Source organism: Streptomyces sp. NPDC030222 (assembly GCF_055573115.1).
The window spans coordinates 183,599-207,883 of record NZ_JBVICA010000004.1; the positions used below are offsets into that span (position 1 = coordinate 183,599).

Genomic DNA, 24,285 nt, shown 5'->3' on the forward strand with positions numbered 1-24,285 from the left:
TCCCATGCGTCGACGCGAGAACGAGGCACCGCAGTCCGACGGTGCCCCGCCGTTCCCGGACACCGCGCTCGCGGGAGTCGCGGAACAGCTCAGGGCTGTCGCGGTGGCCGAGGAACGGCTCAGGGCACTTCTCGCGGCGGTGCTGGCGATCAGCAGGGAGGTGGAACTGCGCGAGGTGCTGCGCCGGATCGTCTCCACCGCGATGGACCTCGTCGACGCCCGCTACGGGGCACTGGGCGTCCTGGACGAGCAGCACCGGAAGCTGGAGGAGTTCGTCGCGGTCGGCCTGACCGAGCAGGAGATGCAGCGCATGGCCGGCATCGGGGCCCCCAAGGGCCACGGCCTGCTGGGTCACATGATCCGCCACCCGGAGCCGCTGCTGGTCGACGACATCGCCGCACACCGCTCGTCCGCCGGCTTTCCCTCGGGACACCCGCCGATGCACACACTCCTGGGAGCGGCGATCCGAGTGGGCGGCGAGGTCTACGGCGACCTGTACCTGTCCGAGCGGAGGGACGGGAGGCCCTTCGACACCGACGACCGGGACGTGGTGGTGGCATTGGCCGGCGCCGCGGCGGTCGCGATCGACAACGCCCGGCTCTTCGAGCAGGTCCGGACCGGCGCCGAGCGCTTCCAGCGGCTGCTGCTGCCGCGGCTGCCCGATCTGACGCCGTTCTCGGCGGCCGCGGAGTACCGGCCGGCGGCGGGGCGGGAACTGGGCGGCGACTGGTACGACGCCGTACTCCTGCCCGACGGTACCTGCTCCCTGGCCATCGGAGACGTGGTCGGCCACGATCTGCACGCCGCCGCAGCCATGTCCCAGATCCGCAACATGCTCCGCGCTCTGCTTCATGAACAGCGCACCACGCCCAGCGCCCTGCTCTCCCGTCTCGACGGCATCCTGGCCACCGTGGCCGACGCCCCCGTCACCACCGCCTGCCTGGCCCGCGTCGAGCCGGAGGGATCCGCGTGGACACTGCGCTGGTCCAGCGCCGGTCACCTGCCGCCCTTGCTGGTCACGCCTGGCCGGCACGGCCACTACCTGGACACCGAGCCCGGCCTGCCGCTGGCCGTGGACGCCGGGTTCCCCCGCCCCGACCACGTCGTTCCGCTGCCCGGGGACGCCACTGTGGTGCTCTTCACCGACGGCGTGGTCGAGCACCCGGGCCGGGACCTCGACGACTGCATGGCCGACCTCGCCCGGACGGTCACCGAGCACGCCCGGCTCCCGGTCGACGAGCTGTGCCAGACCCTCGCCTCCTATGTGCCGGCCGACGGGCAGGACGACATGGCCGTGCTCCTCCTCCGCACGCCGGGCGGACGCTGACCGGTCGCCCGTTCCGATCAAGGAACCACATCTCCGCCCTCACACCGGAGCAGGCCCACGTCCGTCTGCACGAGCTGACCGTCGTCGACGTACGAACCCCGGGCGAATGCGCCTCGGGCCATGCGCCCGGCGCCCACAGGCATCCCTCGCCCGGCTCGAACGGGCGCTGCCCGCCCGCTCCGACAAAGGTCAGGAGACGACCTCGATGCGGATCGAGGGTTGCTGCCGAAGCGTGTTGTGGACCGTGCAGTGCGAGACGACGGCGAGCATGGCGGCACGGCGCTGCTCCGGCAGCCCGGGCGGAGGCAACACCACCAGGTGTATGTCGGCGACACGGGCAGGCCGGTCCGGCGCCATGATGAACTCCGCGCGGACCCGCAGTCCGGCACGGTCGATGCCGTGGCGCTCGAGATAGCGTCCCGCGTAGAAGGCGACACAGGTGGCGAGGGACGCGGCGAACAGTTCCGTCGGAGTGGGTGCGCTGTCCTGCCCGCCGGCCGCGACGGGCTGGTCGACCAGCACCCGGTGACCGCGGACCTGCACGGCGTACGCGTCCCCCGTGACATGGCTCGCTTCCAGCCGGTGCGCTTCCGGCTCGGGAACCGGTGCTCCAACGGTCTCGGCTGTCCCGGTCATGGCGTCGGCCCTCCTCCTGGGTTCCATGTCCACCGAACCAGTGGAGCGCTCCCGGCCGGACGGCGGGAGAGGCCCATGGGGTCATGTGCGGGGCCGATCGGCCCCGCACCGCGCGGAGCGCCGATGCCAGGGCCGTGGCCGTCATCGGGGTCGTCTCACCGCTGGACGGGCGACGTGCTCGTGGCGCCGTACGCCCACCCGGCGTGGACCCCGCTCTTCCGGCTCGCCGCGGCCGTCGTCGCGGACAGCGGGAGCACGGTGTCGCACGCGGCGATCGTCGCTCGCGAGTACGGCATTCCCGTGGTCATGGCCGTCGAGGATGGCCGGCTCCGGCCGCGCGGCCACTCCCCGCCCAGCGCCGGCGGACGCCGTCCTCGTGCTCGGCCTGTTCCAGTGCGAGCTGCAGTGCAGCCAGCTGCCGAGTCAGGCGAGGGATCCAGTGCCGCTTCAGGGCGCGGACCCGTTGCCGGGTCCGCGCCGCCTCTTCTCCCACCAGGCGTGCGGCCGCACTGGCCGCCGCCAAGTCCGCGGCGGCCTGGACCGCTTCGCCGTAGGCGGCCTCTGCGAGGACCAGTGCGGTGTTGCGCGGCGTCGGCTCGTCTCCGGAGCGGACAGCAGACGTGAAGGCAGCCCTGAGCGGGTGCCGCACGCCCATGGAGGTGGTCCACTCGAAGGTCGTGTCCGCCCTGTCGGCGGGCACGGCCAAGGCCAATGCCTGCTCGCCGCCGAGGAGCAGTCCGCGCAGCAGCCAGGTCTCCGCCTCCGCCAGGAGCCGTTGCCACGCGTCGCGTGCGGTCTCCTCGGTCCGGCGGAGCTGCCGTTCGCGCTCCAGCAGGATGTGCAGCTTGCGCTCCAGCAGGTCGGCGCCGCGCAGCGCGGTGTCGAGCCGGTGACGCAGGCGCAGCCGTCCGGCACGTCCGGGAGCGGCGCCCCGTCCCACGGTCATGGCTCCTCCCCCTGGTGTCCGGCGCCCGCGTGCGCGTCGATCAAGTCGGCCGGGACCATGCCCAGTTCGCTGCGCGGGAGGGTCAGCAGGACCCGCCAGGCCCGGTCGAGGGCCTCGCCGAGCGGGCGGCTCTCGGCAGAGCTCTGCCCGAGGAAGTCCTGGCGGAAGGACCGCTCGAGGTCCAGGTAGCGCAGGTCGGTGGGGCTCAGCGCGGGGCGTCCGATCAAGTCGGCGAGTTCCCGCACCTGCCGTGCACGAGCGAGCGAAGCGATCAGCTGGGCGGCGACACTGGGGTGGTCGGCGCGTGTACGGCCTTCGCCCGCTCCCCGCCGCATGAGACGTGACAGCGACGCGAGGGGGTCGATCGGCGGATACACGCCCAAGGCGTGGGCCTCGGGCGACAGCACCACCTGGCCCTCGGTGATGTATCCGGTGAGGTCTGGAACGGGGTGGGTGATGTCACCGGCGGGCATGGTGAGCACCGGAACCACGGTCACCGAGCCCGGGCGGTCCCGGATACGTCCGCACCGTTCATAGAGCGAGGCAAGGTCGCTGTAGAGGTAGCCGGGGTAGGCACGCCGTGCGGGGATCTCGCCGCGCGCGGCGGACACTTCACGAAGGGCTTCGGCGTAGGCGGTCATGTCACTCATGATCACAAGGACATGCCGGCCGGCGTCGAAGGCGAGGTGTTCCGCAACGGTCAGCGCCAGGCGGGGCGTCACCAGCCGCTCGATGACGGGGTCGTCCGCCGTGTTGAGCAGGAGCACGAGTTCCCCGGCGGCGGAGCGTTCGGCCAGTCCGTCGCGGACGAACACCGCCTCGGCGTGGGTGAGGCCCATGCCGGCGAACACGACGCTGAAGGGTTCGCCGCCGCACATGGCCTGGGCGGCGATCTGAACGGCCAGTTCGAGGTGGGGCAGGCCGGCGGTGGAGAAGACGGGGAGCTTCTGGCCCCGGACGAGCGTGGTGAGGACGTCGACGGCGCCCACCCCGGTGAGGACTGGCTCGGACGGGGGCTCCCTGCGGACGGGGTTGAGGGGCTTGCCGCTGATCGCCGCGCCGGTGTGGCCGAGGACCGGGGGCCCGCCGTCGGCCGGTTCGCCCCTTCCGTCGCAGATCCTTCCCAGCCAGCCCTGTCCGACGGGAACGTGCAGGGGTCTCCCCGCGAACGCGATCCTCGTGCGAGCCGGATCCATGCCGGCTGTGCCTTCCAGGACCTGCACGACGGCCAGATCGCGGTCGACCTCCAGGACGAGCCCGTGCCGTCGGCCGCCTTCGTCCAGGTCGATACGGACGAACTCGTCCCAGCCCACCCCGGCCACGCCGGCGACGATCACCAGCGGGCCGCGCAGTGCCCGGACGTCCGTGTACTCGATCTCGTACGGCAGCGTCACCGGATCTCCCCGAGCCGGGCGAGGACCGTGTCCCGTGCCACCGCCACCGCGTCCACGTCGTGCGGGCCGGCCTCTTCCCGTACGCGCACCAGCGGGGTGTAGTCGACCGACTCCACGGCGTCGGCCCGCTCGGCCGAGTCGGCCAGTTCGGAGCACCGTTCGACCACGGTGAGGACGGCCGTGACGAGTGCCGTGGTCTTCTCGGGCGAGCAGTACGCGTCTCGCGGGGACAGAGCGTTCTGCTGAAGGACGCTCTCCCGGAGCAGGCGCCCGCCCAGTACGTCGATGCGTTCCCGTGGTGGAAGGGCGGTGATCCCGACCAGTTCGACCAGGTCGGCGAGTCTGTCGGCCTCGGCCAGAAGAGCGGCGACACGCCCGCGGCGTGCCGCCCACTCCCGGTCACCGGCGGCGGCCCTGGCGGCGGCCAGCAGGGACACGTCGCGGGAGAACGATGCGCCCCAGGACACGGCGGGATAGTGGCGTGCGTAGGCCAGGTCGCGGTCGAGGGTCCACAGGCAGCGCACGAACCGCTCGGTGTGCGCGGTGACCGGTTCGGTGAGGTCGCCGCCCGGCGGGGAGACGGCGCCGACGACCGTGACCGAGCCGGTCTCTCCGCCGAGGGTGCGCACGAGCGCGGCGCGTTCGTAGAACGCGGCGATCTCTGAAGCGAGCCGGGCGGGATAGCCCTCCTCGGCGGGAAGTTCGCCCATGCGGGAGGCGAATTCGCGCAGCGCCTCGGCCCAGCGTGACGTCGAGTCGGCGATCACCACGGTGTGCAGGCCCATGTCGCGGAAGTACTCGGCGACGGTGACGCTTGTGTGGATGCTCGCTTCACGGGCCATCATCGGCATGTTGGAGGTGTTGGCGATCACGACTGTGCGGTCGGCCAGACGTCCCCCCGTACGCGGGTCCTCCAGACGGGACAGCTCCTCGATGACGTCCGCCATTTCGTTGCCGCGCTCGCCGCACCCGACGTACACGATCACGTCGGCGTCGCACCACTTGGCGATCTGCTGCAGCAGCATGGTCTTCCCCGTGCCGAACCCGCCGGGCACAGCCACCGTGCTGCCTCGCGCCATGGGGAACAGCAGGTCGATCGCCCTCTGCCCGGTGGTCAGAGGAGTCACCGCCTCAAGCCGCTCCCGTACCGGGCGGGGTGTTCTGGCGGGCCACTGCGCGGACATGCGGACCTCGTCGCCGCCGACCACGGCGATGACTTCGTCCGCGTGCCGCGGGCCGGCCGGGGCCATCCAGGAGACCGGTCCGGAACACCGGGGCGGCACCAGGACACGCAGCGGAAGCACTGCCGGGACCGTGCCGAGGACGACCCCCTGTCCGACGGCGACGCCTTCCCGCACGGTGGGCTCGAACATCCATGTGCCTTCGTCCGGTGCGGTACTCGTCATACCTCCGGTGAGCCGTTCCCCGGCTTCTGACAGAGGCCGCACCAGTCCGTCGAACACGCCGCCGAGCAGGCCCGGCCAGAGGCGGACGGACAGGGGCCGGCCCTGTGGGTGCGCCGGTGTGCCTGGTGTGAGTCCGCCGGTGTACTCGTACACCTGGACGGTGGCCGTGCCGCCGCTGATCGCCACGACTTCGGACGGCAGCCCTGCCTCGCCGAGCAGGACGAGGTCGTGCATCGCAAGGAAGCCTTCGTAGGCCAGCTCTACGAGGGGACCGGTCACCCGGGTGATGCTCGCACGGCCTGCGCCCTGCTCCGGCCGTCTCATGGGGCCCACAACGCTTCCACCTCGGCGCCGTTCCTCTCCAGCGCCCGGGCCGCCAGTGCCGCGGGCGTCAAGTCGACGTGCCGCCCCGCGGTTCCGGCGACCACGCCACCGTCGGCAGTGCCGGTGATCACGGCATCCGGGCCCAGGAGAATGCGCGCCCGTGACTCCAAGCGGTCCCGAAGACCCGCCCTGGCAGTCATGTGCCGCACATCCTCTGTGACGTGTCGCGTCAACTCCGAGTACACCGCGCCCTGGGCCTGGAGGACGAGGGCGCGGGCGCGTGCCCGGGCACGCCGCACGATCCGGGCCGCGTCCGCCGCACCGTCCGCTTCCCCCTCACGGCGCGCCTGTTCGAGGATCCCGGCGGCCGTCTGCCGGGCGGCCTCCTCGGTCCTGGCCGCCTGCTCGACGGCCTCGGCAAGAAGGGCGTCGGCGGCCTGGCGGGCGACGTGCAGCAGTTCGGCACGTACGGGGTCCATCGCCCGGTCGGCATGTCCGGCGTCCTTCCGGGCGGTCATGGCGGCATCACCGCGACCAGCGGATGCGGACCTTCCCGCGCCTGGCGGCCGAGCGCGGCCGCCGCGCCCTCGGTGACGATGACGAGGGTGACGCCGGGGCCGAGCTGCTCCCATGCCGTGCGGACCTCCTCCGCGCTCTCCGCCGGGTGGACGTCCACGCCGGCGAGGGCCAGGCCCGCCACACGGGCACGTTCGCCGACGGCAGCCACCGAGCCCATGGGTCAGGCCTTGCCGATCAGCAGGATCGCGACCACGAGGCCGTAGACCGCGATGCCTTCCGCGAGTCCCACGACGACCATGGCGCGCCCGAACAGCTCCGGGCGTTCGCTGAGCGCGGCCATCGCCGCGGCGCCGGTGTAGGCCACCGCGATGGCCGAGCCGATGGAGGCCCCGGCCACGGCGATCGCCGCGCCGATCAGGGCCGCCGAGTTCGGGCCCGTCTGCCCGGCAGGTTGGGCGGGAGACGCCTGGGTGGCGTCCGCCAGGACCGTGACGAGGAGCGCCGCGGCGCCCCCGAGCAGGGTGAGGTTCGAGGCCAGGAGCCAGCGCAGTGTCGCCCTGCCGCGCCGCTGGGCGAGCGTGCGCACCGCGCAGAGGGCGGCGGCGAGGAGGGGAAGGACGATCAGCCATGCGAGCACGGGGTCACCTCCGCGTCTGCCGTGGGATCCGTGTCCGTGGTCGGAACGTGCCAGGGGCGGAACGGCCTGCCCTCGGCGTCGAAGAGCCGTGAGAACAGCTCGTAGAACTCCAGTCGCAGGGCCTGCACTCCGGCTACGAGTGCCTCCAGCGTGAACGTCACGGCGGTGCCGGCAGCGAACAGCAGCACGGCAGCCGCGACATGCGCGCTGCCGTCGTGCGCGAGCGCGGCGGTGCCTCGCCATACGAGCCCGCCCAGTGCGGCATGGGTGAGGCCGAATGCCGCGAGACGGGCGAAGGACACTGTGTTCGTGCCGATCCGCAGCAGAACGTCGAAGAGCCGAACGCCCGTTTCCGCCACACCGCCCGCGCCACCCCCCGTGGAGGCGAGGATTCCCGCGCCCGCGAGGGCCAGACCTACCGCCGCCAGCACAGCTCCGGCCACGGTGAGCCACGGCCGGTGCAGGTACAGGCCGCCACTGATGGCGCCGAGTCCCAGGAAGAGCGCGAAGCCCGCGCATCCGGAGGTGGCGTACAGGGCGCGTGCCGGGCCGCCCTCCCGGAGGCGGTTGACCGTGCCCGCCAGGTAGGCGAAGGCCAGCAGGAGTGCGCCGAAGCCGACCGAGGCGGCGATGAGCCGCGCGGGCCGCTCCACCGGATCGAGCCACAGGACGGGCAGCAGACCCGTGGGCCCGAAGAACTCGCCGTATGCGAAGCCCGCCAGTATGGCGGCCCCTCCCGCACCGGCCAGGAAAGGCCACAGGCGCCGCCATCGGCACAGTCGGCGCGGGAGTCCGTGGCGCAGCGACAGCGCCGCCAGGACCAGCAGGGCTCCGTGCCCCACGTCGCCGAACATCAGGCCGAACATGAGGACGTAGGCGACGGCCGCGGGCCACGTGGGGTCGAGATCCGCATAGGGCACCGTGCCGTAGGTGCTCACCAGCGGGGTGAACGTGCCGGCCTCTCCCCGAGCGCCGGGCAGCAAGGTGGGGGGATCCACACCTCGCGGCGAGGGAAGCGGGACGATCGCCCCACCGGTACCGGCGAGCCGCCGTTCCACTGCCGGCACGTCCGCAGCCGGGCACCATCCGGCCAGTGCGGCCACCCCACCGCGGCGGACGGCGCCCAGCGCCCGTTCCTCCAGCTGGGCTTCGCCGGCGAGCAGGGCGATGCACCGTTGCTGCTCGAGCACGTCGAGGTCGGGTGCGGTCGCGGTCAACGACGAGGGGACCTCCGCACCGCTTGAGAGGCGCTGCAGGCGCAGTGCCGCCGGGCCCGCGCGGCTCGCGTGAGCGCCTTCCAGCTCGACACACCCGACGTCTGCCACGGCCACGAGCGTCCGCCGCAGGGCCGGGGAGGGGGCTACGACAGCCACACGTTGCATGCGTACGGGGGTGAGCGCTTCAGACCAGGGCATCCAGCTCTCCCGAGGCCGTTCCCCCACGTGCCGCCGATTCCAGTGCCGCTCGCGTCCGCCAGGCGTCCGCCGACAGCACGGCCACAGCCCCGACCACCGGGACCGTGCCGTAGCGCGCGTCGTGTGTCATCGCGGTTCCCTCGCTGTCGAGCACCGACCACCATCGCGCCTCGGCGCGCCACAGTCCGCGGACGTCCTCGACACCGTCGAGCACCCAGCACGCCGTACGTGGCAGTTGGAGTACGAAGTCCTCGAACCGCGCCGCCCCGACCGGCCGCCGGCCGAGCAGCGCGGACAGGTGCCGACGGGCGGGCTCGGGCAGGCTGCGGTGTCCGACGAAGCGCTCGCGTGCCACCAGGAGAGCCGCTCTGCCCTCGGCCCACTTGCGCGCCGGTGGAACGATGTCGGCCAGCCGGGCCGCGGCCACCGCGCGCAGGGTCACGGCCGTCGCCCACACCGTGCCGTCCCCCGGGTCGCCCCACGGCGACGAAGCCAGGACGGCACGCAGCTCCGGGGCGTCGGCCGCGTGTTCCAGGCGACGCCAAGCCGTCTCCAGGCTGCCGAGCCGGTACGGCTCGGCAGCCTGACCGGTGCCCCGCGTGGGCTCGGCCCGCAGGGGCTCGCCCAGGAGCCGCAAACGGGCCTCCACGTTGGCGATCTCGAATCCCGCGGCAAACGGGCGCAGCAGCGCGGCCCCGCCCCGGGGCAGCCAACCGGCGAGGACCCGCATGTGCCACAACAGCGTCGCGGACACCGCATGCTGCGCCTGGCCGAGATCCGACCCCCGGTGCACATGACGGCGGTAGGACGTGGTCCCGAGGACCTGCAGGGCTTCGTCCAGTGTGGCTCTTGCCGCGAGGTCGCGGACACCAGGTGCTCCGAGCGACCGGGAGACCAGGGCCCTCGCCCTGGTCACACCCGCGACCCAGGCGGTACCCACGGGGCGCCCCTCGTCTCGTCGCCCATGCCTCGGAACGCATCGGAGACGATGCGTCCGGCCACGGCGGGAATACGCCGCTCTGCCCGGTGCCGCAGGGCAGCCGCCTCTCGTTCGCCGGTGGCGACAACCTCCGCGGCCTCCGTCCGCGCCACCTCACGGACCCGGGAGGCCGCCTCGTCCCGGACCCGGGAGGCCGTGGCCCTGGCAACCGCAATGATCTCGTCGCTCCGCTCAGCGGCCTGGCGACGCACCGCCTCGGCCGCCCGGTCCGCTTCGGCGCGGATCCGCGCCACCTCCTGCTGGGCGTCCTCCAGCCGGGCCAAGGCCGGGTTCAGCTCCTGCTCCAGCTCGGACACCCGGTCTGCCGGCACCGGTGCCACAGCGGCCCCCGGAGTTCCAGTGGCCCTGAACCGTGCCAGGAAGTCCCGGAATCCCACCACGACTGCCTCCTGCGGTCGGCTCCTTCCAGTGTGGACACTGCCGCGTGAGCTGTCGCTCCAGAGGGAACATCCGCACCGGAGAGGGCCGACCGGCCTTTGGCCGGCCAGGCCTTCTCGCGTGAACTGAAAGAGGGACGGCCCTACGTCGAGTGCGGGCGACGGTTCGCGACACACGACGGTGCCGGCCTGCAGGTCGGCGGCTTCCAGCCGCTCCGGTCCCGGATCTGCTGCCGACCCCGGGACGAGGGGATGATCACGCGGCATCGCTGCATCTCAGCGGTGACGGCACGCCCCCTCGTCACCGCCGGCCCGGACACGTGACCGGTCCGGACGTCTTCCCCGCGACTGGAGGCTGCAGCCGGGCCGCCCGCCGGCGTGATGACGAGGCGTCTCAGACGCCTCCATCGCCTGGCGCCGGGAAAGGAAGCTCACTGAGCGGGACGCTCTCTTCCTGGGCTCTTGCGTTGAAGTCGCCCGGACGGGCGGGGACATGCACCATGGAAAGCGCCGGAGTGCCGCTCTTCGCCAGGGTGAACCGTGATGGCTCTGCCTGAGGCCTTTCAAGGGCGTCACATCGATATCCCGGTTCCTGACGGACGGCTCCTGCCGCGCAGATTCGAAGGAGACTGCCATGACCACGGCACGGGAGATCATGCACGCCGGTACCACCTGCGTGCAGGAGAACGAAACGCTGGAGGACGCGGCACGCCGGATGAGTGAGCTGGACATCGGGGCCCTCCCTATCTGCGGGCCGGACAATCGCCTCCACGGGATCATCACCGACCGTGACATCGTCGTGAAGTGTCTGGCCAAGGGCAAGGACCCGAAGACCATGACCGCCGGGCAACTGGCACAGGGCAAGCCGATCACGATCGACGCCGAAGCCGATGCGAACCAAGTCCTCCAGGCCATGGAAGAGCACAAGATCCGGCGGCTGCCGGTCATCGAGAATCATCGCCTGGTCGGCATGATCAGCGAGGCGGATCTCGCCCGTCGTCTGCCGGAAGAACAGGTGGGCCACTTCGTCGAGGTGGTCTGCGCGGCCCACTGACCTCGGCCCTCTCCAACCGGCTTTGTTCACGGGTTCTGGTTCTGGCTCGCATGCTGCGCCCCTGCCAGGGGCCGCGAGCTGCTGCCGGTCGGGCCTCGGCCTCCGCGGTGGTCGGTCTGCCTGGAGAACCGCGTGGTGCCGTGTGGACAGCGGGTCGGACGAGGTTCGGACCGGGCTGCCGCCGGGCGTGTCCGGGTCGGCGACCGAGGCCGGGTCGGTATCTGAACCCCGTGTGAGTGGCCCGGCGGCATGCTCACCGCCGGGCCCGGGGGTGAACCCGCCGTCGGCGGGCAGCCGGATACAGCGGCGCGGGTGGATCCTGAAAGCAGGATCGCGGTGCGGAAACGCACCGCTGGGGCGTTCGAGCGAGGAGGTGCGCCATGACGCGGACGCTGGAGTGGAAGGTCCGTCTGTTCCTCTTCGAGGAGGAGGGAACGACGAAGGCCCGGATGGTGCTGGATACGGGGACCGCGACGCTGACCGGGCACGGAACGGCCCGTTGCAACCCTCATGACACTGATGTTCCCGAGATCGGCGACGAACTGGCGGCGAGCCGGGCGATGACGGATCTGGCGGGGCAGCTGATGCGGGTGGTGGACCGGGACCTCGAGGCAGTCGGCGCAGGGCCCACCAGCCCGAGCCCGGGACCGGCGTGGCCGGACCCCGCGGGCTAGCCCCCATGCCGGTGACTTGACAGGGTTCGCGATCTGCCGACCTGTAAGGATGCTCCGATCGGTGCCCTGGAAACCCGCAAAGTCAGTGGTATTGGGGCCAGCCCCACCCTCGGCGTCCAGCGCGAGCGATCGGCTGTCTCAGGCGACATCGAGGACATCACTGACCGGGCGGCGCGGAGTGGCCGGGCCCTCCGGCCCGTAGCCGAGACGGATCACCATCTGGACGTAGCCCATCGCCGAAGCGGGATCGCGTACGGCCCAGCGCAGTTCGGGCCATTCGAGGGCTTGGGAGGTGAGAGAGGTGACCAGGCCGTCCAGCGTGGCCTGGAGCAGAACGCGTTCCATGGCCTGTCCGGCGCGCAGCCAGTCGACGGGGCGGTCGTCGGTTGTGCCGAGGAGCGCGAGACAGGGCCGTTTCTCGAACGTGGCCGTGTCACGGCCGGGCATCGGCCGGCCGGCGGCGAAGTCCCGCACCGGCGCCGTGACGTCGTACTGCCGAGGACCGAATGCACGTGCCGGTATGCCTTCGTGAGACGCGGTGACGCTGTCGGAGGCCGTCCGGGTCCAGCGGGACAGTTCGTCCCTCACTTCGGGGTCGAACGCCTCGAATCCCTCGGCATCGTGGACCAGTTGCAGGACCTCCCGTACGTGCCAGAGGTCGGGGAGGTGCAGCCGGGCCCCCTCCAGCAGGGCCGCGGCGCGCAGCCCGTCCAGGATGGGGGCGGGGATCTCTTCGTCCGTGAACGGGAAGCGGCTCGTGTGACGTCGACGGATGGCCGGGTGGAGGACTGCCAGGTCGTCGTCCGGCCGTACCGGCCGGTCGAGGCGGACCTCCGCGAACAGCCAGGGGTCAGCCGCATCGGGAAGGAGCGTCGTGGCCGATTCCCTCCCGGCGTAGGCGGCGGCCACCCGCAGGTTGAACAGCGCGGCACCGCACCCCAGGTGCAGGGCACGCTTCTGCGGGTCGGCCCTGTCCATGGACCGGCTGGGCTCGCCACGCAGCTGTACCGTGGCCGGGCCGGCCAGGTAACGGAACCTCCACGGCTGGGCGTTGTGCATGGACGGGGCCGCCACGGCGTCCTCGACCAGGGCGGTGACGGTGGCTCTGTCCAGGGGGGCGGTGATCATGGCATCCTCCCGGGTGACACGGTCAGTCATGCGCGATGACGGCGACCGGGGCGGCGGCGTGGTGCAGCACCGCGTGGGCGACATGGCCCAGGTGTCCGCCCACCGGGGACCGGCGGATACGGCGGCCGACGACCACCATGTCCGCATCGGCAGCCGCGGACAACACCTGCTCGGCGGGAGCGCCGACGAGCACCTTCTCCTCGACCTTGACCGCGGGGTACTTCTGCCGCCACGGCAGCAGCACAGCACCGAGGCTGTCGGCGACCTGGTCGGCAACCTCCTGAATGACCCCAGGGTCGAGCCACGGCGCCCAGCCGAACGCGAACGGCATGGACCACCCGTGCACCGCACGTATCCCGCAGCCGCGCCGGGCGGCCACGTCGAAGGCGAACGCGAGGACCTCGGAACCGGTCTCGCGGATGTCCACCCCTACGACGACGTCCCGGTACGGACCGGGGAAGACGGCCGGTTCCGCGTCCCTCTTCCCGGGGCGTACGAGGACGACGGGGGTGTCCGTGATGCCGATGGTCGCCGTGCCTACGGAACCGACCAGGAAAGCGCCGAGGCCGCCCAGCCCGCGCGATCCGAGCACCAGCATCTGCGCGTCGGCCGCCTCGACGGCCAACGCGGCAGCCGGCCGGCCGGACAGGCGCCGGGTCGACACCGCCAGTCCTGCGTGGCGTTGCCGGAGCTCGTCCGCGGCGTCCTCCAAGAGTGAGTCGACCCAGCGGAGGTGATCGTTGCGGCCGGCCTCAGGGAAGGTGACGGGCACCTCGAGGGGCCACTCGTCCACGTGCACGATGCGGAGCGGCACGTCACGGAGTATCGCCTCGCGGGCGGCCCATTCTGCGGCGGCCCGACTCTCGGGGTGGCCGTCCACTCCGACGGTCACAGGGCGGTTCATGTCGTGTACCTCCTCCGGGCCGTCCCTGCAGCCCGGTCCCAGCCTTCCGTCCCCGGGACTCCGGCAGCAGGGGCCGACGGTCCCCGGCTGGGGCCGAACGGCCCTGTAGCCCGGGCGTCAGCGTCGCCCGGCGGTGTCGTCGATGGAGAACGCGCGGTCCTCCGATGCTGACACCACACCGTCCATGGTCCTGCACGAGCACACGAGAGCGGGGATCAGGCTCCGGAACTCGACGGTTCCGGTGGGAGCCGCCTGTCCGTCGTCCACATGGACGGTCGTGGCAGCGGGGCTCTGCCGCAGGGAGCGGACCCGGCACGTCCTCGACGATCTCACGGCGGACGGTCTCGTCGTCCCGCAGGAAGATCTTCAGCAGGTCGCTGCGACTGGAAGATGCCGGAGCTCGCCTGCCTCGCTACCGCGGGCAGACGTCTGACGTTCCTCCTCGCCATGAGGCGGGCGGCCTCCACCACGTTCCAGTCGGTCCTGGCGCAGAGGGCGGGAGTGGACATCAGCTGCCGCGCCGTCCTCCCCTCTGCCCCGGCTCGTTCCAACGCCTCGGGCCCGGACCCGGGGGGAGGGTGCGCGAGGTCGTCCTCATCCGTCGTCCGGCGCAGGAGGACGCTCTCGGAGACCACGCCGAGCGGCCGCCCCTCGCCAGGTCGGCCTCGAGCCGCCCGCCCTGTCCGCTTCAAGCAGTGTCCGGCGGTTCCTCGGCGCGCAGGCCGATGGGGTCGGGACCGTCCGGCCGGCGGAACAGCAGCCCTGTCGGCGTCCCGTCACGGGCGCGGCGCCAGGCGGACTGGGAAGGCCCGGGCCGATGGTGCGACCGGCTGTGGATTGCCCGGATTGCGGCCTCGTCGGCCCGCCTCCACGATGAGGTCATGGATCCCGTGGGTCCCGGGGACCGTTTCGACGCGTTTCGGGCCCTGGCCGAGCGGCGTGGGCGGCCGGGAGACCGGCTGGTCCAGGCGCTGGCCGAGGCGAGGGCGGAAACGACGGACCGTGCCGAGGCCTGGGCTCCTGCTGTCGCCGCCGGTTTCGGCCTGCCCGCGGCCGCCGCCCTCGGACCGGCCGGTTACTTCGCGGACCTCGCCGCCCCGCACGGCCGCCGCCATGTCCGGGTCTGCGCTGCCACGGCGTGCTTCGCCGCTCGGGCCGGACGGCACCTCGGGGAAGTGGAGCAGGAGCTGGGCGTCACCGCGGGCACGGCCTCACCTGACGGAGGGAGGTCACTGCAGGCCGTCCGCTGTCTGGGGTACTGCTACGCGGGTCCTGCGGCGCTCGACGGTGACACGCCCTGCACAGGCCCGACGCTGGCCGCGCAGCTCGCAGGGCGCGAGCCGCCCCGGGCACCGGACGTCCCGGCGGCCGACGACACCGGCGACCCCGTGCTGCTGGGAGGAGTGGTGGCCGGTGAGTCCGCCTGGCAGGTGTGGCCACGGGCAGTGACCACGAGCACCCCTGACGAGATCCAGCGGGAGGTGGCGACATCCGGGCTGCGGGGACGTGGTGGCGCGGGCTTCCGGGTAGCCGCGAAGTGGGAGGCGGCCGGCCGGGCGCCCGGAACCGTGGTGGTGGTCAACGGAGACGAGGGCGACCCTGGCTCCTACGCGGATCGGCTGCTGATGGAGGAAGACCCCGAGCGGGTGCTGGAGGGCTTGGCCCTGGCCTGTTTCGCGTGCGGCGCCCGCCGGGGTGTGGTGCTCGTGCGCTCGGAGTATCCACGCGCCCTGGCGCGGATACGGGAAGCGCTCGCGCAGGCGTACGCCGACGGGCACTTCGGTCCCTCCGTGCACGGCACGGACACGTCCTTGGACGTCGAGGCGGTGAAGGGCGCCGGATCGTACGTCGCAGGTGAGGAGACCGCCCTGATCGCGAGCCTGGAAGGGGGCCGGGGCTGCGCCCGGCCGCGCCCGCCTTACCCGACCCGGCACGGGCTGTGGGACGCGCCCACCGTCGTGAACAACATCGAGACCCTGGCAGCCGTCCCGTGGATCGTCTCCCGGGGTGGAGAAGCGTACGCCCGGCGCGGCACCGCCGACCAGACCGGGACGAAGCTGGTCTGCCTGTCGGAGCGGTTCACGCGGCCGGGCGCGTACGAGGTCGAGCTGGGCACTCCGGTACGGCGGATCGTCACCGCTCTGGGCGGCGGTCTGAAGGACGGAGCAGAACTGGCCGCGCTCCAGGTCGGTGGACCGTTGGGTGGCTTCCTCGCCCCCGGCGCGCTGGACGTGCCGCTGACCGAGTCCGCCCTGGCCGCCCGGGGCGCCGCTCTCGGCCACGCCGGACTGGTCGCCTTCGACCAGCGCGTGGCACCGGAGGAAGTGCTGCGGCACATCTGGCAGTTCGCAGCGGCGGAGAGCTGCGGCGCCTGCTCCCCCTGCCGCGTGGGCTCGCGCCGCGGCCTGGAACTGGCCTCCGCCGGCACTCCGCCCGGACTGGAGTGGGGACGGCTCGCAAATGTTCTGGCCGAGGCGAGCCTGTGCGCCTTCGGGCGGCGCATTCCGCCCGCCGTGTACAGCCTCGCCCACGCCTACGGGGACCGGCTGGCGGGGTGGGGGCCATGACCGGAATCGAGATCGACGTCGACGGCACGGGCATCACCGTTCCCGAGGGAGCCTCGCTGCTCGCGGCAGTACGTGAAGCAGGCATCGACCTGCCCGCCCTCTGCTCGGACGACCGGCTCAGCCCCGCAGGCTCCTGCCGTACCTGCCTCGTCCGAGCCGACGGGCAGATCGCGGCGGCCTGTGTCACCCCGGCCGCTTCCGACCTCCACGTCGAAACCGCCACCGAAGAACTCCAGCAGCTGCGCCGGGACGCGGTGGAACTCGTCGCCTCCGCCCTGCCCCCCGGTGCCCTGGCCCCCGACAACCCCAGCGAGCTGGCGCATGTCTGCCGGTCCCTGGGCATCGGCCCCGGGACGGCACAGGGCACCGGAGCTCGCGGCGGGGACGGCTCCCACCCGTACGTCCACCTCGACCGGGACCTGTGCATCGCCTGCGGCCGGTGCGTCCGCATGTGCGCCGAGGTGCAGGGCACCTTCGCTCTGACCCTGGTCGGCCGAGGCGGCGACACCGTGGTCGCTCCCGGCACCGGTGGGCCCTGGGCCGAGTCGGACTGTGTGGCGTGCGGCGGCTGCGTCGACACCTGCCCCACCGGTGCGATCACCGAACCCGGACCCGGGCGCGGGCTCACCTCCGCCCACCGGCCGACGGCAACCCGTACGACGTGCGGATACTGCGGCGTCGGCTGCTCCCTGGACGTCGTCGCCTCCGACGGCGAGGTCACGGCGGTACTGCCCTCCCGGGATGGCCCGGTCAACCAGGGGCACGCCTGTGTGAAGGGGCGCTTCGCCCATGGATATCTGACCTCTCCCGAACGGCTCACCCGGCCTCTGCTGCGGCGCGACGGCCGCCTGGAGCCGGTGAGCTGGCACGAGGCGCTCGGCCATGTCGCACGAGGACTGCGGGCGGCCGTTGACGCCGGCGGCAGGGACGCCGTCGCGGTGATCTCCTCGGCGCGCGCCACCAACGAGGAGAACTACCTCGTACAGAAGTTCATGCGCGTCGGCATCGGTACGAACAACGTCGACAACTGCTCGCGTCTGTGCCACTCGCCGTCCGCCGCCGGCCTGACCGCCTCCTTCGGCCTGTCGGGCGGCACCGACAGCTTCGACGACGTGGAGCTGTCCGACTGCCTGCTGGTGGTGGGGGCCAACCCCGTCGAAGCCCACCCCGTGGTCGGCGCGCGACTGCTCCGACGCGTGCTGCGCGGGGCCAAACTGGTCGTCGCCGACCCCCGTGCCGTCGGGCTCGCCCTGCACGCCGATGTGCATCTGCGGCCCCGCCCCGGCACCAACGTCGCCCTCTTCCACGGGCTGGCCCACGCCCTGCTGTCCGAGGGCCTGGCCGACGAGGAGTTCCTCAGGGAGCGGGCCAGTGGTCTGCCCGAGCTCACCGACCTGCTGGACGACTATCCACCTGACCGGGTCGCCGGCATCACCGGCGTGCCGGCTCCGGACCTGGTCGCCGCAGCCCGGCTGTACGGCCGTGCCCTACGCCCCGCGATCGTCTACGGTCTGGGCGTCACCGAGCACCTCCACGGCACGGACGGGGTGCGGTCCCTGGCCAACCTGGCGATCCTGCGCGGCGCCGTGGGTACCGACCGCGGGCACGGCGTCAACCCGCTGCGCGGCCAGAACAACGTCCAGGGCGCCTCCGACATGGGCGCACTGCCCGACCTCCTGCCCGGCTACGGGAAGGTGACCGACCCTGCTGTACGGTCCCGGGCCGAAGCGGTGTGGGGCGTACCGGTTCCGGAGCGGCCCGGCCTGCGGATCCCGGACATGTTCGCCGCCGCGCGGGCGGGTGATCTGCGGGCGCTGTGGGTCATCGGCGAGGACGTCTGCGCCACCGACCCCGACACGAGAAAGGTGACCGGGGCCCTGGAAACGTGCCCGCTCGTGGTGTGCAACGAACTGTTCCTGTCCGAGACCGCCCGACACGCCGACGTCGTGCTGCCCGTCGCGTCCTGGCTGGAGAAGGACGGCACCTTCGTCAACTTCGACCGCCGCTTCCAGCGCGTCCGTCCCGCCGTGCCCCCGCCGGGTGAGGCACGTACCGACTTCGACGTCCTGCACGCCGTCGCGACGGCCATGGGCGTCGACATCGGCTGCCCGACACCGGCCACGGCGCTGGCCGAGTGCGGACGGGTCGCGCCCGTCTTCGCCGGCATCTCCCACGACCGGCTCGACCGGGAGGGCGCTGTGCCGTGGCCCTGCCCGCACCCTGACCGCCCGGGGGAAGCCAACCTTTACAAGCAACGGTTCGCCACACCGGACGGGCGGGCCCACCTTGCTGCGGCCCCCTACCTCCCACCCGGTGAACACCCTGACGACGACTACCCGCTGGTCCTGGTCACCGGGCGGCGCTGGGCCCACTACAACTCCGGGAGCATGACCCGCCGCGGCGGCAACCTCGCGCTCGATCCGGTCGACTTCCTCGACCTGCACCCCGACGACGCCATCCGGTACGACGTGCGGGACGGCGGGCAGCTCACTGTGGAGAGCCGGCACGGCCAGGCCCGGCTCATCGCCCGGGTCAGCGAACAGACAGCCCCCGGCCAGGTTTTCTGCTCCTTCCACTTCCCCGCGAGCGGAGTGAACCGGCTCACCTCCGACCACGCGGACACCGTCACCTCCTGCCCCGAGTACAAGGTCACGGCCGTACGCGTGGCCGCGCCGTGACAACGACCGGCAGGGCACACGCCGATGGGTACCGGAACCCCCGTACTGACGCCCGGTGACGGGGGCCGCAGGCAGGCGGCCCCGAGCGGGACACACGGCCCCCCAGTACAGACCCTGCCGCCCCGGGACGTCTTCGCCGCGCTGGACACCTCGCCGCGGGGACTCGCCCCGGCGGACGCGGTGGCGCGGCGGGACCGGTTCGGTCCCAACGAGCTGCCGCCCGCAGGGCGGAGAGGACTGTGGCGAGAGCTCGTCGGACAGTTCACCGACCTGTTCGCCGTGGTGCTGCTCGTCGCGTCGGCGATCACGTTCCTGGCCTATGGCCTCCAGGAGCCCCGTGACGTGGGCACGTTGCAGCTGGCCGTGGCGATCCTGGGTGTGGTGGTTCTGAACGCGGCCATCGGTTTCGCACAGCAGTACTCGGCCGAACGTACGGCGGAGTCGCTGCAGGCGATGGTGCCGCACACCTGCCGGGTGCTCCGCGACGGGGAGCGCCAGGAGCTGCCCGCGCGTGACCTGGTGCCCGGAGACGTCGTCGTCCTGGAAGCCGGGGACGCGGTGTCGGCGGACTGCCGCCTCATCGATGCGCATGAGGTGTCGGTGAACAACGCGTCCCTGACCGGGGAGAGCGATGCGGTCGGGCGCACGGGTGAGCCGGTGGCGGCCGGGCCGGTGCTGCAGGCCCGTAACTGCGTCTTCATGGGCACCGATGTGGTGGCGGGCTCCGCCAAGGCCGTGGTGTTCGCCACCGGTGCGGCAACAGAGTTCGGACGCATCTTCCGGCTCGCGGCGGCAGCACCGCGTCAGAAGACACCGCTGCAGCGCCAGGTCGCTCTGATGGCCCGCCGGGTGGCGGGAACGGCGCTGGCGATCGGAGCGGTCCTGTTCGCCGTACGCGTGCCCACCGGGCAGCCGTTCGTGGAGACCTTCGTGTTCGCCCTCGGCGTGATGGTCGCGCTCGTCCCCGAAGGGCTGCCTGCCACGCTGTCGGTCTCGCTGGCGATCGGCGTACGGCGCATGGCCCGTCGGCACGCGCTGGTCAAGCAGCTGCTGGCGGTGGAGGCGCTCGGCTCCACCACCGTCGTGTGCACGGACAAGACCGGGACGCTCACCAAGGCCGAGATGACTGTGGCCCAAGTGTGGGCCGACGGCGCGTCACACCCCCTGTCCGGTGTGGGGTACGCGCCGGTTGGGGACGTCACCGACCCGCAGCCGGTTCGCGGGCTGCTGCGTGCGGCGGCACTGTGCTGCAACGCCCGGCTCGTCCCGCCCTCGGACCGCGAGGGCTGGCGGGTACTCGGCGACAGCACCGAAGGGGCCTTGCTCGTCGCCGCGGCGAAGGCCGGTGTGGACCTCACCGCCGAGGAGGCCGCCGCGCCACGTGTGGCGGAGTACCCCTTCGACTCGGTCCGTAAGCTGATGAGCACCGTGCACGCGGACCCGGACGGTCACCCCTACCACGCGTACGTCAAGGGTGCGCCGCAGGAGCTCCTCGCCCGCTGCACCGCCATCGACTGGCAGGGCGAGCAGCAGCCGCTGACCGACGAACTCCGCGCGGCCGTGACCGCTGCCAACGACCGACTGGCCTCCCAGGGGCTCCGGGTGCTGGCGGCGGCATCGCGGCTCGTATCCGATCCTCATGCCGTCCAGGACGAGGTCGAATCGGAGCTCACCCTGCTCGGCCTCGTCGGCATGCTCGACCCGCCACGGCCGGAGGTCAGCGACGCCGTGGCTGCCTGCCGACGGGCCGGGATCCGCATCATCATGGTCACCGGCGACCACCCGTTGACCGCGGAGGCCGTCGCCCGCCGCGTCGGGATCGTGCAGTGGCCGGCGCCGACGATCGTGACCGGCACCCGGCTGGACGCGCTCGACGACGACGGCCTTGACGCCGTGCTCGCCGCATCAGGCGAGCTGCTGCTGTGCCGGGTCAGCCCCGAGCACAAGATGCGGCTGGTCACCGCCCTGCAGCGGCGCGGCGAGGTCGTCGCGGTCACCGGCGACGGCGCGAACGACGCACCGGCCCTCAAGCACGCGGACATCGGCGTGGCGATGGGCGCCTCCGGCACCGACGTCGCCCGGGAAGCCGCGGTGATGGTGCTGCTGGACGACTCGTTCGCCTCCATCACCACGGCGGTGAGACTCGGCCGGTCGGTCTACCAGAACATCCGCAGGTTCCTGATCTACCTCTTCAGCCACAACATCGCCGAGCTCGTGCCGATCGTGGCCGCCACCTTCGCCGGGTTCCCACTGGTCCCGATCACCGCCGTACAGATCCTCGCCATCGACCTCGGCTCCGATGTCCTGCCCGCCCTGGCGCTCGGCGCCGAGCCACCGGAGCCCGATGTCATGGACCGCCCGCCGCGCTCCCGCCGGGAACGGCTTTTCTCCACCGCCGTGACGGGACGCATCCTCTTCCTGGGCGGTATCCAGGCCCTCGGCGTGTGCGTGGTGTTCTTCTGGAACATCCACGCCTCCGGAATCCCGTACTCCGACTTCACCGAGGACAACACGGTCTACCGCGAGGCGATCACCATGGTCCAGGCGGGGATCGTCGTCAGCCAGTTCTTCAACGCGCTCGCGGTACGCACCGACCGGCAGAGCGTGTTCCGGGTCGGGCTGCTGTCCAACCCATGGCTGATCGCCGCCGGGTGCTTCGGCATCGCCCTGATGGCGGCCATCAGTTACCTGCCCCCGCTCCAGGCCGTCTTCAACACCGCACCGCTGGACGCAGCCGACTGGGCGGTCCTCGCCTGTTTCGGAGCATTGCTGCTGGCCGCCGAGGAGATCCGCAAGGCGTGGCTGCGCCGCCACCTGACGGCGACCCCGAAGGGAGAAACGTGATGAGAGTGATCATCGCGGGCTGCGGGCGGGTGGGATCCACGCTCGCCGTCCAGCTCGTCGCCGAAGGCCACGACGTACGGCTCATCGACCGCAGCCACAAGACCCGTCGGCTGCTGCCGACGGGTTTCCCCGGCCGGTTCCACGAAGGCAACGGATACAGTCGCGCGGTACTCGAGGCCGCCGGGATCGAGCACGCCGACGCGTTCGTGGCCGTCACCTCAGGGGACAACAGCAACATCGTCAGCGCACGGACAGCCAAGGAGACCTACCGGGTCCCCATCGTCCTCGCCCGCATCTACGATCCCCGCCGCGCCGACATCTACCGCGAGCTCGGTATTCCCACCATCGCCAGCGTCCGCTGGACAGTGCACCAGATCCACCAGATGCTGCTGCACCGCCACCTCACGCCCGAGCTCACCTTCGGCAACGGCGAAACCCTCTTGGTGCGCTCCGAGCTCCCTCCCTACCTCACCGGACGGCGGCTCACCGAGTTCGACGTCGACGGAGAGATCCGCGTCGTGGAGGTCACCCGGTCGGGCCGCTCACTCGTGCCCGCCCACAGCTCCCCGGCCGAACCCGGCGACCTGGTCACCTTCGCCGTCGCCGCCACCGCCCTCGGCCGCCTGCGCGGCTTCCTGGACAAGGAGCTGGGGACGTGAAGGCCCTCATCGCGGGTGCCGGCCGCCTGGGCACCCAGATCGCCCAGGTCCTTGCCGCGGCCCGCAACGACGTCACCCTCGTCGACATCGACGACGACCGCATCACCGAACTCGAAGGCCACCTGCCCGTCCGTCTCATGGCCGGGGACGCCTGCGAACCCTCCTTCCTCGAACACGCCGGCGCGCACACCGCCGACCTCGTCATCGCCACCACCGGCAACGACGAGGACAACCTCGTCATCAGCCTGCTCGCCAAGCGGCAGTTCGCCGTCTCCCGCGTCGCGGCACGCGTCAACGACGCCGAGAACACCTGGCTCTTCGACCAGCGGTGGGGTGTCGACACCGCGGTCCCCGCTGCCATGCCCCTCGTCTCCCTCATCGAGGAAGCCACCGGAGCCACCGACACCGTGGCCCTCCTGCGCCTGAGCAAAGCGGGCGTCGACGTGATCGAGACCGCCATCACACCGGAGTCCCGCGCCGCGGGTCACCGGCTTGCCGAGATCACCCTTCCCGCGGGCAGCGTGATCGCCACCGTCATCCGTGAAGGCCAGCCCACCGTCCCCACGCCCGAGATGCGGCTCCGGCCCGGCGACGAACTCCTCGTCGTCTCCCACGCAGCCACCGAGCAGGAGATCCACGCCGCCTTCCAGTGACGGTCCCGAGCCCCGCCGAGGCCCACTTCAGGCAGGTTCGCGAGGTCGGCTTCGAAGCGTGCCCGGGCCGCTGCCGGGGTGTCCGGGGTTTCCTTTCTGCGCCGCCGTGTATGACGGTCTTGAGCAGGGGCGGCGGCGAAGGCCCGTGCGTCGTCCTGGGCCGGTGCGGAAGCGGGACAGGTGGTCCAGGGACGGTTCCGGTCCGGCGGCGACCGGGAAGCCGCGGTCGGCCGGCAGGTCGCGGACGAAGAGGCTGAAGGTGGCCGGGCCGGGCATGCCCTCCCGCAGGTAAGGACAGGGCCGTCGTCACCTCGTACAGGTCCGTGGTGGTGGCGTCAGACACGGGGGGCTCCGTCCGTCGTCCCCGCCGGGGCCGTGTCGTCCTCCGCGTAGGTGAGCCGGTCCACCACGTCCACGACTCCGTCGACGTCCTCGCACAGGCGCACGACGACCGGTACGAGGCTGCGGCGGTCCAGCGTGCCACTGAGGGTGACACGCCCGTCGTCAACGTCGACCGTCACGTCCGACGGCCGTATCCGCAGCGTGTGTGTGAGGACGTCCTCCAGGATCTCCTCCTGGATCGCGTGGTCGCGGCGCAGGAAGATCTGCAGCAGATCACTGCGGCTGATGATGCCGATGAGACGGCCGGCGGCGTCCACCACGGGCAGACGCTTGATCTGGTGCTTCTCCATGGTCCGTGCTGCTTGGACGACGCTCCACCCGGGGAGTGCGACGACGGCGGGGCTGGTCATGAGGACTTCCGCCGTGCGCGGCGGAGATCCCGGGGGCTGCCGCCGGAGCAGATCGGCCTCGGACACGACGCCGACGGGGCACCCGCTGTCGTCCACCACGGGCACCGCCGTGATGCCGAACTCGTCGAGCAGCCGCACGATCTCCTTGAACTGGGTTCCCCGCTGGACGCTCACGGCGGTGGGCGTCATCAGATCGGCAACACTGCGCCTCATGGCCGACTCCTCCTTCAGCAGCCTGGGGGATCGGAGCAGTCCTATTCCAGCGTGGAACCGGCGGGCCCAGGACGTACAGGGACCTTCGGCCCTTCCGGCGGCCCCTGCGGCCCTGACCCCCTCTCCGGGCGCGGTGGGGCGGCGAGCTCGCAGGACCTCGTGCGACGGCATGGAGGAC

22 protein-coding genes and 2 pseudogenes are annotated in these 24,285 nt (G+C 72.1%); 9 read left to right on the plus strand and 15 right to left on the minus strand.

The window, feature by feature from the left end:
- Positions 1-4 precede the first annotated feature (4 nt).
- Positions 5-1,327, plus strand: a complete 1,323-nt coding sequence (locus ACZ4Z5_RS07740) for a PP2C family protein-serine/threonine phosphatase (RefSeq protein WP_468258165.1) — start codon at positions 5-7, stop codon at positions 1,325-1,327.
- A 189-nt stretch (positions 1,328-1,516) separates the two neighbouring features.
- Here ACZ4Z5_RS07740 and ACZ4Z5_RS07745 read toward each other — a convergent pair whose 3' ends face one another.
- Positions 1,517-1,963 (minus strand): OsmC family protein, encoded by a 447-nt coding sequence (locus tag ACZ4Z5_RS07745; RefSeq protein WP_468258167.1) that lies wholly within the window; start codon positions 1,961-1,963, stop codon positions 1,517-1,519.
- A 123-nt stretch (positions 1,964-2,086) separates the two neighbouring features.
- Between ACZ4Z5_RS07745 and ACZ4Z5_RS07750 the strand changes: the two are divergent.
- A pseudogene (locus ACZ4Z5_RS07750) lies at positions 2,087-2,227 on the plus strand (PEP-utilizing enzyme); the annotation flags it as partial.
- Positions 2,228-2,267: 40 nt separating this feature from the next.
- Here ACZ4Z5_RS07750 and ACZ4Z5_RS07755 read toward each other — a convergent pair.
- The 9 genes from ACZ4Z5_RS07755 to ACZ4Z5_RS07795 all read right to left on the minus strand — a co-directional run bounded on the left by ACZ4Z5_RS07755 (position 2,268) and on the right by ACZ4Z5_RS07795 (position 9,984).
- Complete coding sequence (locus ACZ4Z5_RS07755) at positions 2,268-2,909, minus strand: V-type ATP synthase subunit D (protein ID WP_468258170.1); 642 nt, start codon at positions 2,907-2,909, stop codon at positions 2,268-2,270.
- Positions 2,906-4,303 carry a V-type ATP synthase subunit B gene (locus ACZ4Z5_RS07760; RefSeq protein ID WP_468258173.1) on the minus strand — a complete coding sequence of 466 codons (1,398 nt, stop codon included), beginning with the start codon at positions 4,301-4,303 and terminating at the stop codon, positions 2,906-2,908. The genes ACZ4Z5_RS07755 and ACZ4Z5_RS07760 overlap by 4 nt, the downstream gene beginning before the upstream one ends.
- On the minus strand, positions 4,300-6,033 hold the full coding sequence (locus ACZ4Z5_RS07765) for a V-type ATP synthase subunit A (protein WP_468258176.1): 1,734 nt from the start codon (positions 6,031-6,033) through the stop codon (positions 4,300-4,302). Before ACZ4Z5_RS07765 ends, ACZ4Z5_RS07760 begins: the two co-directional genes overlap by 4 nt.
- Positions 6,030-6,551, minus strand: coding sequence for a hypothetical protein (locus tag ACZ4Z5_RS07770; RefSeq protein ID WP_468258179.1), 522 nt, complete (start codon positions 6,549-6,551; stop codon positions 6,030-6,032). Before ACZ4Z5_RS07770 ends, ACZ4Z5_RS07765 begins: the two co-directional genes overlap by 4 nt.
- Positions 6,548-6,769 (minus strand): V-type ATP synthase subunit F, encoded by a 222-nt coding sequence (locus ACZ4Z5_RS07775; protein ID WP_468258182.1) that lies wholly within the window; start codon positions 6,767-6,769, stop codon positions 6,548-6,550. The genes ACZ4Z5_RS07770 and ACZ4Z5_RS07775 overlap by 4 nt, the downstream gene beginning before the upstream one ends.
- A 3-nt stretch (positions 6,770-6,772) precedes the next feature.
- Positions 6,773-7,189, minus strand: coding sequence for an ATP synthase subunit C (locus ACZ4Z5_RS07780; RefSeq protein WP_468258185.1), 417 nt, complete (start codon positions 7,187-7,189; stop codon positions 6,773-6,775).
- A complete protein-coding gene (locus ACZ4Z5_RS07785) occupies positions 7,174-8,514 on the minus strand; it encodes a V-type ATPase 116kDa subunit family protein (protein WP_468258188.1) in 1,341 nt (446 codons plus the stop codon). The genes ACZ4Z5_RS07780 and ACZ4Z5_RS07785 overlap by 16 nt, the downstream gene beginning before the upstream one ends.
- Before the next feature lie 76 nt (positions 8,515-8,590).
- Positions 8,591-9,544 (minus strand): hypothetical protein, encoded by a 954-nt coding sequence (locus ACZ4Z5_RS07790; protein WP_468258191.1) that lies wholly within the window; start codon positions 9,542-9,544, stop codon positions 8,591-8,593.
- Complete coding sequence (locus ACZ4Z5_RS07795) at positions 9,517-9,984, minus strand: hypothetical protein (RefSeq protein ID WP_468258193.1); 468 nt, start codon at positions 9,982-9,984, stop codon at positions 9,517-9,519. The genes ACZ4Z5_RS07790 and ACZ4Z5_RS07795 overlap by 28 nt, the downstream gene beginning before the upstream one ends.
- Positions 9,985-10,615: 631 nt before the next feature.
- Here ACZ4Z5_RS07795 and ACZ4Z5_RS07800 point away from each other — a divergent pair.
- On the plus strand, positions 10,616-11,035 hold the full coding sequence (locus tag ACZ4Z5_RS07800; protein WP_468258195.1) for a CBS domain-containing protein: 420 nt from the start codon (positions 10,616-10,618) through the stop codon (positions 11,033-11,035).
- A 380-nt stretch (positions 11,036-11,415) separates the two neighbouring features.
- Positions 11,416-11,709: a DUF1876 domain-containing protein gene (locus ACZ4Z5_RS07805; protein ID WP_468258198.1), complete on the plus strand. Its 294-nt coding sequence runs from the start codon at positions 11,416-11,418 to the stop codon at positions 11,707-11,709.
- Between the two features lie 138 nt (positions 11,710-11,847).
- Here the strand turns inward: ACZ4Z5_RS07805 and ACZ4Z5_RS07810 are convergent, their stop codons facing one another.
- The 3 genes from ACZ4Z5_RS07810 to ACZ4Z5_RS07820 all read right to left on the minus strand — a co-directional run bounded on the left by ACZ4Z5_RS07810 (position 11,848) and on the right by ACZ4Z5_RS07820 (position 14,250).
- Positions 11,848-12,837, minus strand: coding sequence for an Acg family FMN-binding oxidoreductase (locus tag ACZ4Z5_RS07810; protein WP_468258201.1), 990 nt, complete (start codon positions 12,835-12,837; stop codon positions 11,848-11,850).
- A gap of 22 nt (positions 12,838-12,859) precedes the next feature.
- Positions 12,860-13,741 (minus strand): universal stress protein, encoded by an 882-nt coding sequence (locus ACZ4Z5_RS07815; RefSeq protein ID WP_468258204.1) that lies wholly within the window; start codon positions 13,739-13,741, stop codon positions 12,860-12,862.
- A 329-nt stretch (positions 13,742-14,070) separates the two neighbouring features.
- Positions 14,071-14,250, minus strand: coding sequence for a hypothetical protein (locus ACZ4Z5_RS07820; protein WP_468258207.1), 180 nt, complete (start codon positions 14,248-14,250; stop codon positions 14,071-14,073).
- A gap of 372 nt (positions 14,251-14,622) precedes the next feature.
- Between ACZ4Z5_RS07820 and ACZ4Z5_RS07825 the strand changes: the two genes are divergently transcribed.
- From ACZ4Z5_RS07825 to ACZ4Z5_RS07845, 5 genes are read left to right on the plus strand one after another with little or no spacing between them, the layout of a single operon-like run.
- The gene (locus tag ACZ4Z5_RS07825; RefSeq protein WP_468258210.1) at positions 14,623-16,308 is read left to right on the plus strand and encodes an NAD(P)H-dependent oxidoreductase subunit E; all 1,686 of its coding nucleotides are present in this window, start codon (positions 14,623-14,625) and stop codon (positions 16,306-16,308) included.
- The gene (fdhF, locus tag ACZ4Z5_RS07830; RefSeq protein ID WP_468258212.1) at positions 16,305-18,986 is read left to right on the plus strand and encodes a formate dehydrogenase subunit alpha; all 2,682 of its coding nucleotides are present in this window, start codon (positions 16,305-16,307) and stop codon (positions 18,984-18,986) included. The genes ACZ4Z5_RS07825 and fdhF overlap by 4 nt, the downstream gene beginning before the upstream one ends.
- 24 nt (positions 18,987-19,010) lie before the next feature.
- Complete coding sequence (locus ACZ4Z5_RS07835) at positions 19,011-21,830, plus strand: cation-translocating P-type ATPase (RefSeq protein ID WP_468258215.1); 2,820 nt, start codon at positions 19,011-19,013, stop codon at positions 21,828-21,830.
- Complete coding sequence (locus tag ACZ4Z5_RS07840; protein ID WP_468258217.1) at positions 21,830-22,489, plus strand: potassium channel family protein; 660 nt, start codon at positions 21,830-21,832, stop codon at positions 22,487-22,489. Before ACZ4Z5_RS07835 ends, ACZ4Z5_RS07840 begins: the two co-directional genes overlap by 1 nt.
- Positions 22,486-23,142, plus strand: coding sequence for a potassium channel family protein (locus ACZ4Z5_RS07845; RefSeq protein ID WP_468258220.1), 657 nt, complete (start codon positions 22,486-22,488; stop codon positions 23,140-23,142). The genes ACZ4Z5_RS07840 and ACZ4Z5_RS07845 overlap by 4 nt, the downstream gene beginning before the upstream one ends.
- 128 nt (positions 23,143-23,270) lie before the next feature.
- On the opposite strand, the pseudogene ACZ4Z5_RS07850 reads toward ACZ4Z5_RS07845, so the two are convergent.
- Both ACZ4Z5_RS07850 and ACZ4Z5_RS07855 read right to left on the minus strand, forming a co-directional pair.
- A pseudogene (locus ACZ4Z5_RS07850) lies at positions 23,271-23,485 on the minus strand (nicotinate phosphoribosyltransferase); the annotation flags it as partial.
- The gene (locus ACZ4Z5_RS07855) at positions 23,478-24,107 is read right to left on the minus strand and encodes a CBS domain-containing protein (RefSeq protein WP_468258223.1); all 630 of its coding nucleotides are present in this window, start codon (positions 24,105-24,107) and stop codon (positions 23,478-23,480) included. The gene ACZ4Z5_RS07855 and the pseudogene ACZ4Z5_RS07850, both read right to left, overlap by 8 nt.
- Positions 24,108-24,285: the final 178 nt, after the last annotated feature.